Annotated in this window: 14 protein-coding genes; all 14 read right to left on the reverse strand. The window is 34.2% G+C overall.

Translation table 11 applies throughout. From position 1 onward, the window contains the following. Positions 1–130: 130 nt before the first annotated feature. Positions 131–1,081, reverse strand: a complete 951-nt coding sequence (locus G564_RS0112760; RefSeq protein ID WP_029038005.1) for a Fic family protein — start codon at positions 1,079–1,081, stop codon at positions 131–133. A gap of 211 nt (positions 1,082–1,292) precedes the next feature. After that, the gene (locus G564_RS0112765) at positions 1,293–2,822 is read right to left on the reverse strand and encodes a prolyl oligopeptidase family serine peptidase (protein WP_029038006.1); all 1,530 of its coding nucleotides are present in this window, start codon (positions 2,820–2,822) and stop codon (positions 1,293–1,295) included. A gap of 197 nt (positions 2,823–3,019) precedes the next feature. Continuing rightward, complete coding sequence (locus G564_RS0112770; protein ID WP_029038007.1) at positions 3,020–3,499, reverse strand: hypothetical protein; 480 nt, start codon at positions 3,497–3,499, stop codon at positions 3,020–3,022. Between the two features lie 698 nt (positions 3,500–4,197). Continuing rightward, positions 4,198–5,262, reverse strand: a complete 1,065-nt coding sequence (locus G564_RS19970; protein ID WP_084625641.1) for a TlpA disulfide reductase family protein — start codon at positions 5,260–5,262, stop codon at positions 4,198–4,200. A 149-nt stretch (positions 5,263–5,411) separates the two neighbouring features. Further along, a complete protein-coding gene (locus G564_RS0112780) occupies positions 5,412–6,035 on the reverse strand; it encodes a hypothetical protein (RefSeq protein ID WP_029038009.1) in 624 nt (207 codons plus the stop codon). Between the two features lie 165 nt (positions 6,036–6,200). Beyond that, on the reverse strand, positions 6,201–6,701 hold the full coding sequence (locus G564_RS0112785) for a hypothetical protein (RefSeq protein WP_156879235.1): 501 nt from the start codon (positions 6,699–6,701) through the stop codon (positions 6,201–6,203). Positions 6,702–6,878: 177 nt separating this feature from the next. Beyond that, entirely contained in the window at positions 6,879–7,373 is a 495-nt protein-coding gene (locus G564_RS19280; protein ID WP_156879236.1) for a hypothetical protein, read from the reverse strand. 176 nt (positions 7,374–7,549) lie between these two features. Continuing rightward, the gene (locus tag G564_RS0112795; RefSeq protein WP_029038011.1) at positions 7,550–7,858 is read right to left on the reverse strand and encodes a hypothetical protein; all 309 of its coding nucleotides are present in this window, start codon (positions 7,856–7,858) and stop codon (positions 7,550–7,552) included. 188 nt (positions 7,859–8,046) lie between these two features. Next, the gene (locus tag G564_RS0112800; protein ID WP_029038012.1) at positions 8,047–8,610 is read right to left on the reverse strand and encodes a helix-turn-helix domain-containing protein; all 564 of its coding nucleotides are present in this window, start codon (positions 8,608–8,610) and stop codon (positions 8,047–8,049) included. A 248-nt stretch (positions 8,611–8,858) separates the two neighbouring features. After that, on the reverse strand, positions 8,859–9,584 hold the full coding sequence (locus G564_RS0112805) for a hypothetical protein (protein ID WP_029038013.1): 726 nt from the start codon (positions 9,582–9,584) through the stop codon (positions 8,859–8,861). Positions 9,585–9,829: 245 nt separating this feature from the next. Continuing rightward, complete coding sequence (locus G564_RS19975; RefSeq protein ID WP_051205453.1) at positions 9,830–10,495, reverse strand: hypothetical protein; 666 nt, start codon at positions 10,493–10,495, stop codon at positions 9,830–9,832. Positions 10,496–10,646: 151 nt separating this feature from the next. Beyond that, on the reverse strand, positions 10,647–10,997 hold the full coding sequence (locus G564_RS0112815; protein ID WP_156879237.1) for a hypothetical protein: 351 nt from the start codon (positions 10,995–10,997) through the stop codon (positions 10,647–10,649). 157 nt (positions 10,998–11,154) lie between these two features. Further along, positions 11,155–11,853, reverse strand: coding sequence for a hypothetical protein (locus G564_RS0112820; RefSeq protein WP_029038015.1), 699 nt, complete (start codon positions 11,851–11,853; stop codon positions 11,155–11,157). Between the two features lie 33 nt (positions 11,854–11,886). Beyond that, a partial coding sequence (locus tag G564_RS0112825; protein WP_029038016.1) for an integrase core domain-containing protein occupies positions 11,887–12,193 on the reverse strand: 307 nt, incomplete at its 5' end.

Below are 12,193 nucleotides of genomic sequence, written 5' to 3' on the forward strand. Positions count from 1 at the left end.
CAACGTCCCGGTTAACGCAAGTACGGAGTAGGGGAACGAAATTGATCTTTTAATTTCTATTTTTAAAGGTACTCAAAAATGCCATTTTTGACGAGTCAGCCGTATTTGTGTTAACCGTTGTTGTGGCCAGTTATATCTTATACCGAGTTTTATTTTTATCTCCGATTTTCTCAAATAAATTTTGTTCTACACCTTTCTTGAGATCTCTGCTTGCTGTTGCTCCAGAAATATCTTTAAACACCTCCATATAATCCTTCCTGGTGAATTCTCTTTTATTCAAGGACAAAAAATATTCGAGTCGGTCTTTCTCAGTAAGTGTTCTATTGGTGAAATTGAGTAATTCTTCTAATGATCTGTTTATTACCCCAAGCATATACTCAATGAATGCTGTTGAATTTCCTGCCTTGTCACTAACAGATAATGCAGAATAATATTTGTCCTGGTCATTACTAATTAATGTCTCGAAAGGTAGATATTCAAATACAGGATACTTCTGCATTAAAATTAAAGTCTGCCACAGTCTGCCCATTCTTCCATTTCCATCTAAAAACGGATGAATAAATTCCATTTCATAATGAAATACACAGCTTTTAACCAGTTCAATTTCTTCTGAAGTCTGTAAATATTCGAATAGATCTTTCATCAAGAAAGGTACATTGTGATATGGAGGAGCATAATGTTCCACTGCGGAACCTTTCATAATGCCTACACCTTGTTTTCTATATTTTCCTGCATCAATTATCAGGTTTTGCATTAGATCTTTATGAGCTCTCAAAAATGATTTTTCATTAAAAGGATCATATTTTTCTAAATGTTCGTAAGTCTCAATGGCGTTTAAAACCTCTTTTACATCTTTCTTTGGACCTATGATTCTTTTGTTTTCTATAAGTGCAGTAATTTGTTCTACAGTCAGCGTATTTCCCTCAATTTTCAATGAAGAATGAATTGTTTTAATCTTATTTTCCTTTCTTAATTTAGGAGAGGGTTTATTTAAATAAGTCGCATTAATAGCTCCTAATTTCTCGGCAATAGAAGTTATGATCTTTAAAATGTTGGGAGTAATTTCGTAGGGAGGTTTCATCTTGATACTATCATTTGATATTATCAAAAGTAAGATCATTTTATTTCAATTGAAAGGAAATCAGGTTTTAATTGGCCACAACGTCTCGTATAAAAACTGTGCGAGCTGGCGAGCTTGATTGTCCGCAGGACAATCCGCTAAGCAAGTGAGCAGAAAATTTCGAATTGAGACAGGTTTGAGCATTGTTTTTATACAGTGTTACCTGCTGGCTTTATTCCTTTAGTTGTTTTAATCTCGTAATTGCATTTTGGTTTTCAGGATTCAATTCCAATGACTTTTTGTAATTAGAAATAGCATTTTTAAAATCCTTATTATGTAAATAAGCCTCAGCTAAACTATCATATAAATTTGCTGATTCCGGATATATATGTAATGCTAACAAAAAGACATTAACACCTTGTTCTATTTCTTTGGAATTGAATGACAATTGCAAACCTAACGTGTTCAGCATACCTTCCTTAAGCTCAAGCTCTGGATATTTGGCAATTGTTCTATTATATAAAGGAATTAAATCCGTGTAATTTTGATTAAATGCTAAGTCATTAAAATCTTTATAATCAAATTCCCTCGTATTTGCTTTTTTCATTTTTTTTGAAATTAAAGCATCGGAGAGGCCATTTTTATCAGGGGTATTTTCAATAAATTCCTTTGCAAATTTGTCGTTTTGAAAAGTCGCATTTAAAAACTGTAAAGTATGTTCAGAAAGTAGTTTATAGGAAGCCATAATCTTAGCATCACTTTTATCTTGTCTTTTATCTCTGTTTGCAAATAAAACACCGAACGAACTAAAATAGGAATGAGTTAGGTCGTGAAATCTATAACTGTAAGCATTACTATATTGCAAAGAGTCATATAATTGGAATTTATAATTCAATTCGGCAGGGATTTTATCGGTAGTCAAAATTTCTTCTGGAATTTCTTTTTGACCAAAATGGATGTAAGGAATATTAAACTTATCCAAATTGAAATAAGGTGATTTTTCCAGGACTGGATAATTGTATCTTTCAGTTCCATCTAAACTCACTATTGCGCTTACGTTCTTGTTTTTCATAACGGTAATGGCATTTGATAGACCGCCAAAACTAAAGCCCATAAGAGCTATTTTATCAAAGTCTATATGTTTGTATTTATGAATTTCTTTTAAGAGAAATTCTACATCTGTAGATTGTGTTTCCATATCTTTTGTAGTTCCTCCTTCCAACCATCTTGTGTCTGTCCCTCTTGAAGGACTAGAGATTACTACAAAACCATTACTAGCTAAATATTCGAATAATGCAAAGTTTTCAATTGATGAGGCTTGATAACTTGGCGCGTAAACTACAACTGGAAATTTTCCGTCTAAAAAAATAGCATTTGAAAAGGCTCCTGCTTTTTCAGAAAGATGTGCCTTGTTTTCAGGCGTATTCCATAAATAAGGAAACCAATCTAATAAAAATTCATTCGGTAAGTTTTTCCATTCCTCCTCTTCTTTTAAAATCTCTAAATAATCTAAAACAGCTAACTGTTTGGAATCTTCTTTCTCAATTGTTGCAGGATACCAAATACTAATAGGAATTGGTCTATTTATAAATTGATTGTTAAAATCATTTTTAATTTGGTAAGTTCTTGTGCTATCGATAGCTGTGTAATGTTTGAAACCTACTTTAAACTTTCCGCTTTTCAGATTTATCTCTTTTAATGATGTCTGACCATACGAAATTGTAGTTAGAATGAAACAGGTTATTAATATTCTCAATCGCATTATTTAGTTTTAAGGTTAATATTAAGATGAAACATATATTTAACATTACAGGTTTTTCTTCAGCTTGCAGGTAACGTCCCGGTTAACGCAAGTGCGGACTTGGGGAGCGAAATTGATCTTTAAATTACTATTAATAAAGGTACTCAAAAATGCCATTTTTCAGTACTCTGCCGTATTTGTGTTAACCGTTGTTGTGCTTAGTTGTTTGCTGTCTTTAGATAGCTCATTGTAGTTGGAAATCCTTTAGAGTCTACGCTTAAACTGGTACATTGATCCGTTGTAATTGTTTTGTATTTAAGGATTTGATCATTTAGAAGTTTCACCTCCTCCTTTTCGTGGGTATAAAGTTCTATCAATCCGTTTTTAACAGATGGCGGTGGTGGAGGTGGTGATAGTTCACCAGAATTCTTTTTATTAATTTTAGCCTTAGTAAATTTTTCAATTTTTTCTCCGAAAATCAAATATTTTTCCCCGATTTGAAATATCTGGGTGCAGTTGGTTTGAAATTGGTAAATAAAAAGTTTTTCTTTTAACTTCACATCTCCTTTTATAACAGATTCTACCTGCAAAAGCACATTTATGCCCTTATTTTTAGCATTTAAAGACTTATCAAACTGAGAGTCAAGGTCAGGGTTAATAATTGCAGTACCTATAATTACATCAGTCAGCTTTTTCAAATAATTCTTCTGTCGTTTCTTTATTTAACCCATCACAAACACAAGCTGATGCTGGATCAAGTGATGCTAAAAAGAGTAGAATTGTAAAGAGTATTTTTTTCATCAGGTTCAATTAAGCACAACGTCCCGGTTAACGCAAGTGCGGAGTAGGGGAACGAAATTGATCTTTTAATTGCTGTTTTTAAAGGTACTCAAAAATGCCATTTTTGACGGGTCAGCCGCATTTGTGTTAACCGTTGTTGTAAATCAGTGGCGACACATCTGAGTGAGCACCAAAGATTTGCCATTTTGTTTTTATTAGTCATCTGATTTTTCTTTTTCAATCCCGCAATTTGAATTTTACTCCGCAAGAGTGAGAAAATTATCCGCGGCTGAGTAAGGTGAAATGTTCGAAACTATCTCGTTGTTCCGCTTTATCTTAATTAGCTAATTAATTTTTGCGGCAGAGTGGAAGTCCGCTTTATTTTATTTTTTAATCGGCCGAGTGATTGTCCGTTTCTGATCTCCAGGAGTGAGGTCAGATTAATTTTTTATCAGATTTGAGTAAGTCCGGAGCTATTGCAGGTAACGTCCCGGTTAACGCAAGTGCGGAGTTGGGGAACGAAATTGGTCTTTTATATTCTATTTTTAAAGGTATTCAAAAATGCCATTTTTGGATGGTCTGCCGCATTTGTGTTAACCGTTGTTGTGCAAAGTTTTTACTTGATTAACCTCTTTTCAAGTTCAATATTAATTTCTTCTGAACTCGGGTTGATAGCAATCAATTTTCCAGTCTGATCGATCAAAAACATTCCACCACCTGCACCGTCGACTCCATATTTTTGCCAAATATTATTCTGGCGGTCTAATTCAACCAGATTTATTCCAGGCCATTTTTCATTTTCAAAAAATTTCTCCAATCTTTGGGTATCTCTAAATTCTCCAGCAACATTTATTAGGGCGAAATCTTGATCTTTATATTTCTCATAAATTGGAACTACTTCTCTGCTTTTTTTAATACAAGGCCCACACCAGGTTGCCCATAGGTTTAGTAAGGCTACTTTTCCTTCAATTTCAGTTGATAATTTAAATTCGTCACCGTTCATATCGGGAGCAGAAAAATCTATATATTCATTTCCGATCTTGACATTTTCCATTGCCTCCAAAAGATTTTTTGCCAGTTCGTTGTATGGGTGCATTTTATTGGACTCCGACAAGTCCTTGTAATAAACTTTGGCTTTTCTTAGATCAACAAATTCTGGAAAATAAATGAGATTGCTTAAAAAAAGGTAATATGAAACTATGGAGGAATTTATTCTAATATGGGAATCACCCAAAGCTAATTCATCCTCGAATTTAAAATCGTGCTTTTTGCTGGAAATAGAATCGATATAATTTTGAAAACTTTTGTATTCTTCATTCAATTTCCCACCCTGCACTTTATTTTTTTTAAAATCTTCTTCTGGATGAACTGTCAATTCTACATCTGAGTCCTGAAGAAATAAAGGCATGAATCTTCCTCCTCCGTTTTCCTTTGCGCTTCCTAACATCAAGTCAAAAGCCATAGGTTGATCAAATTCAAATTGATAATGAAATTTACCATTTTTGACGGGGATTTCGATAATGGAATCAAATCTCATGTCCTGATTAATTCCTAATAGCAGAAGGGACTGTATTTGTGGATCGGTTACTTTCCCAGTCAAATAATTCGGAGAACTATGATTGCAGGCTGAAAAGAGAATAATTAAGCAGCCAATTAAATTGACTTTGAACAAGTATTTCATTTTTTTAAATTTTGCACAACGTCCCGGTTAACGCAAGTGCGGAGTTGGGAAACGAAATTTATCTTTTAATTGCTATTTTTAAAGGTACTCAAAAATGCCATTTTTGAAGGGTCAGCCGCATTTGTGTTAACCGTTGTTGTAAACAGTTTTTATCCGATTTCCAGGTAAACAAGAAAAAATTGAGGGATTTGATATTTTTCATACCACTTTGCAATTTCAATTCCGCCTTGGGAAACTTCACAGTAGCCTAAATTTCCTTTACTTGGATCTCTGTTTGGTGGAGTGATCAACGCTACTTGAAAAGGTTCATTAAACTGGAAATTAAGATGTTCTGAGCCGACATTAATTTGCCGTAAACTAAAATCGCCATCTTTAAAAGTGTCCTTTGTCTGATAAATTTTCTTATTCATAAACCTTGGAAAGAAGAAGGCAATCTTTTGATAATTCAGTAGATTTTGTGCGAATAAAGTGAATTTGAAAGTAGAATCAATTTTTGGGAGTCTTTCTTCCTTTGTATCTAACACAATCTTTTCAGAGTGTAATTCTCCGTCCTGATATTCTTTAATCACGATCCTATAATCCTTGCCATTTAAAGCTGGATTATTGTCCAGCGAAAATTGAATTTTCTGAATGCCCTGAAAAAGTTCCATTTGAAAATCTTCCTTTGTTTCTGGCGCTTCATATTTTGCTTTCAATTCAAAAGTCTCGTTGGATTGGGCTGTTAATATGGTAGTATTGATTAGCAAACAGAGAATTAATAATTGTTTTTTCATAACTAGGTATTAGGATGGTTTTTAAATTGTTTACAACGTCCCGTATAAAAACTGTGCGAGCTGGCGTGCGTGATTGTCCGCAGGACAATCGGCTTAGAAAGCACACCAGCATTTCGATTCGGCACAGGCTTTAGCATTGTTTTTATATACTGTTGTGTGCAGGCTTTATTTAATCCGTTTTAGTTTTAATGTATAGTCGAATTGGCTGTTATCACTCTCAGCTGCTGAGTTTTTTTTAAATTCTACAACTTCGAATTTGTCTTGAATGCCATTTTGATTTTGAACTAATAAATTGATTTTACCATCCATCTCTTTTATCAGAAGTTGAAAATTATCTTCATCTTTGGATGCTAATTTTGTCGGTGGTTCATTACAATAGTCCGCAACTTCAAGTCTGAATTTATTCCATTTGTAGAAAGTCCAGTCAATTGTTTGGCAATAATCTCTTTTATGACTTCGAGCAGTATTTAAAATCAAAGTATCCCTCGTCTTATAATCATTCTCACTATTGTCGTAAAACCAAGAATTAGTTGCATTTGGCACAAAATCTCGAGATTTAGAGAGTGTTTCTTCAAGTACTTTTTTTAGTTCGTTTTTGGAAATCTCCTGTCCAAAAGTCGATGTACAGCTAAACAGAAATATTATTATAGTCAGTTTTATTTGCATCTTAATTTTTGTTTTGCTTGCACACAACGTCCCGTATAAAAACAGTGCGGCGATTGCCGGCGATGATTTTCCGCAGGAAAATCAGACGCAGCAAGTGCGCAGAGAGTTTCGATTCAAGACAGGTTTAAGCATTGTTTTTATACATTGTTGTGTGCTGGCTTTTCCTCCGATTTGTTCTTAAGGATTTGGACTTTTTGTATTCTCACAGCAGGTTAAGGTCAGAGTATCCTTTTCAAGAATAAATTGAAAACGTTCATTTCTTGCCATTTTTTCATAATCCGCTCTTCTTTCGTACCTCTTCTTTAACATAAAGTTCTGTCCAATCTTTTCATTAACTACGAACCAGTACTTTCCAGGACCGGCTATTTCGAGTCTGTGGTCAAGCTCAATTTGGTAATCCTTGAAATGCCAAGTCTTATCAATTCTGGATTCGTATCCAAAAATTTCCCACAGAAACACTCCTGAAAAAATGAAAAAAAGCGGAATAACAGTTACCAAAATTTTCATCCAAACCCTGCGAAAAGGATAAGTCAGATGAATTAGTAAAGCAATTAGGAACATCGAGAATGTTACTCCGTTAAGATTATCCGCACTAAAAGAGATCTGAAAAACGTAATTAAGAATTACGAAAATCAGTGATAGAATTAAGATTATGAGTAGAGTTCTTTTCATTTTTTAGCTTGCACACAACGTCTCGAATAACGCAAGTTGCGGTTTGGCAACTCGAATTTGTCCGTTAAAAATTAATTCTAAAGGTAGTCAAAAACGTTATTTTTGGAAGGAATCCCGCAATTTGGGTTATTCATTGTTCTATGCAGTTTTCCTTTTAGGATACCTTGACCGAGAAATTAGGATTGAGGATATTGTTTATCAAATTTCTTGTTAGCATATTCATTAAATTCCTTCAATTCTTGATCAGTCAGTTTCGATTTTAGCGAATCTAATTGTATGCTCAATTTGGAACCATATGGAGCCATTATTGTTGAGTCTGATTTGTTCTCGTAATGATGTGCGTTTTCAAAAATTTGATCTATTGTTGATTTGGCTAATTCTAAGTTAGAAGCAACTTCCGTTGTAGTTTTTTCGAAAGATTTGTTTTCATTAGAATTACAGCTAAAAAGGACGAATGCTACAGACAATACAAATAGTTTTTTCATTGATTAAAAGTTATTGATTAGTATTTAGTTTTATTAGTGGTTGTTCTAAATTGCATAGAACGTCTCGTATAAAAACTGTGCGAGCTGGCGAGCTTGATTGTCCGCAGGACAATCAGGCGTTGCAAGCGAGCACGGAGTTTCGTATCTAGACAGGTTTGAGCATTGTTTTTATACAGTGTTAGCACCAGTTATTTTATCAGTTTGAATGGTGTTGGATACCCTTCTTCAATTTGTCCCTTTTTTGTTTTAATTGCAAAGACTATTGGTAATATCATATTTACAGCATAAAGTGCAAAAAAGATATAGAGCATTATATCCAGCGTTCCATAATGCATAATCTTTAAAAATGCATAACCTGTAATTGATAGGAAAGTCAGGATTGTCCACACTATTTGAAAGTTTAGAACATTCGCTCCAATTCTTTCTAAACCTATTACCTTATCTTTTTTGGTCAGCCAAAGAATCAAGGGCAGTATTATATTTCCAATCGGTATGGCTAAAAAGGTCAGAACTGAGAGATGAAAATAAATTAGATAATTTTTATCAGGCTGCCTGCCGTAATCTAAAATGTCCTTTGCATTAATTTCCAAGACATCGCAAATCAAACTCAATGTCTTACCTCTGGGTTCGTTCTGATTGTTTTCAATCCGTTGGATTGTTCTTAGATTAACTTTTGCTAAATCCGCTAATTCTTCTTGGGAAAGACTTTTGGTTTTTCTTGCCTCTTTAATTTTGTCACCAATCTTATTCATAGTTCATATTTAAAAGTTCTGGACAAATCTACCTGAGATAGTGTGTAATTGGTAACGGTTTAAAGGCGACATTTTTACGACATTTGTGTCAATTGCTCGATTTAATTGGTGCTAACGTCCCGTATAAAAACAGTGCTTGCTGGCGAGCTTGATTGTCCGCAGGACAATCAGGCGATGCAAGTGAGCACGGAGCTTCGATTCGAGACAGGTTTTAGCATTGTTTTTATACAGTGTTGGCACCAGTTATATTAACTAAATATTTCCGGATTGTCCATTATTGATTTTGCTCCTTTTAATAAACCTTTTACTCCTTGTTTAATTACTTCTTTTTTAGTTTCGGATAAAAAATCCTTCATTAGTTGAGGACCTTCTTTGGTTATTTTAGCCCATATTTTCACCACGTTTTCAACTACCCAAGATTTATCCTTTCTTGTTAGGTTTTGGCGAAGTGTAGAAACATCATTTTTAATTTCCTCAATTCTTTCTTCATTTTCCTCTGTTTTATATTGATCAATGTTTTTCTCAATATTTTCAAGATGTGCATCAAGTAATAGAACTTGTTTAGAGCTGAAGGGAGAATTATCTGCATCTTCATCAATAATTTCAAATTCTGCAAAATATTCTTCTTCGTAACTCTTTAGAATTGGGTCATCAAAAAATGAAGGGATACTATCATACTCTTTTAAAATATTTAACCAGCTATAAAAATCCTTTTCTAAGGTTTTCGCTTCTATCCAAGTTCTATGGGGAGTGACATCAAATCGACTTTTTGGTTTATAATTTATTAGAAGTTTAAATACATTGTTATTGTTCTGATACTGTTCTGCTATATAATAAAAATCAGATTCTGGATCTTTATCTATTATTTTTAATAGATAATTGCCTGGATCAACAACCTCAAATTTATCATCTTTTAAATCGACAAAATCCTTTAGGGCATTTAGAATTTCAATCGGAAATTGCTTTTTTTTCATACTAAACAGAGGTTTTATAATGTAGAATTTTTTAGTCAGATCAAATTAATGAAAAAAACTTATAGAAGAACTTTAGTCGTTTTCTTGAAATCTGCTTTTAATTGGTGCCAACGTCTCGTATAAAAACTGTGCGAGCGGGCGAGCGTGATTGTCCGCAGGACAATCCGCTAAGCAAGCGAGCACGGACTTTCGTTTCGAGACTGGTTTAAGCATTGTTTTTATACGTTGTTAGCCACAGTATTTTTTCATTCTTTTCCAACTGCGATATAGATATCGTGTCCGTATTTCGGTGTCGTAATTTTTATTTCTTTTTCTTGTCTGTTCTGTAAGGACATTTTTAATCCCTTTTTGAGCAGACTTTCATATTCTCTCTTGTATATTTCCTGTTCTTTGGTTTCACAGTCTTCATATTCCTTTTTAACAACCAAATTTCCTGTCACTAAATTGAAATCTACTTGTCTCCATTGTTCACAGGGTTTTCCATCAGAACTGGTGTATCCAATTAAATAAAATTCTCCGTCCTGAAATCGGTATTTGTCTGTAAAGCCCCATTTCCAGCTACTACCACCATTTTGACTGATAAGTAATATTCCATTTTGGATTTCAATTTGACCAAAGGGGTCCCCCATCATTCCGCCATCTCGACTTCCGTACAAAGCTTGGCTGGACGCTTTCCATACCGTCCATTTCTTATCTTTAAGCTTATATATTATTAGCTCCCGTGAAACTCCTTCGATTCCGTTTTCAGGTGCGGTGTTGTAGGCAACAACGAGTTCTTTGATTGAATCTTTGTCCAGATCACCAGTTACGGTGTCGACTATTGAATAGTTGGTAGGAATCGGTATATTCTGTCCGTTTACAAACTGGATAGTAATCAGTAGAGTGGTGAATATGTAGATTGCTTTGTTCATATTGTGGCTAACGTCCCGGTTAACGCAAGTGCGGAGTAGGGGAACGAAATTGATCTTTTAATTACTATTTTTAAAGGTACTTAAAAATGCCATTTTTGACTGGTCTGCCGTATTTGTGTTAACCGTTGTTGTGGCACGTTTTTTCTGACTTTTAGGGTTGAATTGCTTTTAGTTCTTCCAAAATGTTTTTGTCAATAACACCGCGGTGAGCTATAAAAGTTTCCTTTTGGTCGCTTTTATTTACCATAACTATAACTGGATCTCCCACGTTAAAAATCAAGTCAGTATTTTCAGTTCCGTCACGTTTAGTTTTAGATTCTCCTCCGTAAACATAGTGGTAAGTCCGCTTATATTTCTCTGTATAATTAAAGTGTGTTTCGATCTCAGTAATTAGACCCTGGGTTCTAATAAAATTAGATTCATCAAATTCAGTTTCCGTATTGTTTTTTTCTTTGCCACAAGAACTCAACACGACTAATATTAAAATAAAGAGTTTATTCATCTTTCGTTTGTCTTAATGTGCCACAACGTCCCGTATAAAAACAGTGCGGCGATTGCCAGCGTCTGATTTTCCGCAGGAAAATCAGACGCAGCAAGTACCCACAGACTTTCGATTCGACACAAGCTCCCGCATTGTTTTTATACAGTGTTGTACACAGTTATTTTACCTCTTCGCTGTGGATCCACCCTTGGTAAGTTTTTCCATTATATTCAACTTCCACTTTATATCTTTTAATCTCCGCGCCACCCACAAGCTTCTCTGAATATTCATCTATAATCTTAGCCTTAGAATTATTGGGAATCTCAACTATTATTTTGTCATCTGTCCATTCTCTAATTGCGTTTGAAAGGGGAACAGATTCGGCTTTTACAAATTCTTTTTTGACATTGTCCCATTTAGTGTCTCTGAATAATTCTACTTCTCTTATTTCCTTTTCTACCTCATTCACATCATTCCCTCCAAAATAGTTTTCTCTGTACTCGATATCTAAGTTATATGTTTTAAGTTCATATTCTTGGTCATCGGCAAGCCATCCCATTTGAGGAAGAAATTCCGCTCTTGCTACTGTCGGATACTGGTCAATAGAATCTCCTTTTAAATAGGCTTTAATATGAAGTTTTGTCTGTCCATTTTCTGAGAGGTAGTCTAAAATTAATTTTTGAATATTTTTTTCGATTCGTTCCCTGGTCAGATTTGGAGGAACGGTTATTTTAATAGTCCGCATTTGTGAATTTTCATAACTATCGTCTGTTATTTCTTCTATAACATAATCGCCTTGAAAACCTTCTTCTAAATTAAATTTTTGTCCGAGAACTGCTATTGCCTCCTCATCTGAAGATTTGCAAGAGCATATCAATAGGAAAAGAGAAAATAAAATTGTAAGCTTCCCCTAATTAGAACTGCTTGATGATATAAAATTATTGTTTTTGGTTTTATCTGTAGTCGCTAATAGAGAATTATATTCTGCATATTCTATTGGAGCCATTTTTCCTAATGCATCGTGAGGTCTTTGATTATTGTAATCATCGATCCATACCTGTGTTTGTTCTCGTACCTGATCCAGATCTTCAAAAATGTATTTATTTAAAACTCCTCTTCTATAACTTCCATTGAATCGTTCAATGAAAGCATTCTGTGTAGGTTTTCCTGGCTGGATATATTGGAAGTCGATTCCATGCATCTGACTCCATTCTGAA

Origin of the sequence: Salinimicrobium xinjiangense DSM 19287, from assembly GCF_000423585.1 — a bacterium.
In the GTDB taxonomy this organism is placed as follows: domain Bacteria; phylum Bacteroidota; class Bacteroidia; order Flavobacteriales; family Flavobacteriaceae; genus Salinimicrobium; species Salinimicrobium xinjiangense.

Bases quoted from the DNA above. Each gene is read 5' to 3' on its own strand.
- G564_RS0112815 (WP_156879237.1), bottom strand. From the start codon at position 10,997: ATGAATAAACTCTTTATTTTAATATTAGTCGTGTTGAGTTCTTGTGGC.
- G564_RS0112760 (WP_029038005.1), bottom strand. From the start codon at position 1,081: ATGAAACCTCCCTACGAAATTACTCCCAACATTTTAAAGATCATAACT.
- G564_RS0112800 (WP_029038012.1), bottom strand. From the start codon at position 8,610: ATGAATAAGATTGGTGACAAAATTAAAGAGGCAAGAAAAACCAAAAGT.
- G564_RS19970 (WP_084625641.1), bottom strand. From the start codon at position 5,262: ATGAAATACTTGTTCAAAGTCAATTTAATTGGCTGCTTAATTATTCTC.
- G564_RS0112780 (WP_029038009.1), bottom strand. From the start codon at position 6,035: ATGAAAAAACAATTATTAATTCTCTGTTTGCTAATCAATACTACCATA.
- G564_RS19280 (WP_156879236.1), bottom strand. From the start codon at position 7,373: ATGAAAAGAACTCTACTCATAATCTTAATTCTATCACTGATTTTCGTA.
- G564_RS0112785 (WP_156879235.1), bottom strand. From the start codon at position 6,701: ATGCAAATAAAACTGACTATAATAATATTTCTGTTTAGCTGTACATCG.
- G564_RS19975 (WP_051205453.1), bottom strand. From the start codon at position 10,495: ATGAACAAAGCAATCTACATATTCACCACTCTACTGATTACTATCCAG.
- G564_RS0112765 (WP_029038006.1), bottom strand. From the start codon at position 2,822: ATGCGATTGAGAATATTAATAACCTGTTTCATTCTAACTACAATTTCG.
- G564_RS0112805 (WP_029038013.1), bottom strand. From the start codon at position 9,584: ATGAAAAAAAAGCAATTTCCGATTGAAATTCTAAATGCCCTAAAGGAT.
- G564_RS0112795 (WP_029038011.1), bottom strand. From the start codon at position 7,858: ATGAAAAAACTATTTGTATTGTCTGTAGCATTCGTCCTTTTTAGCTGT.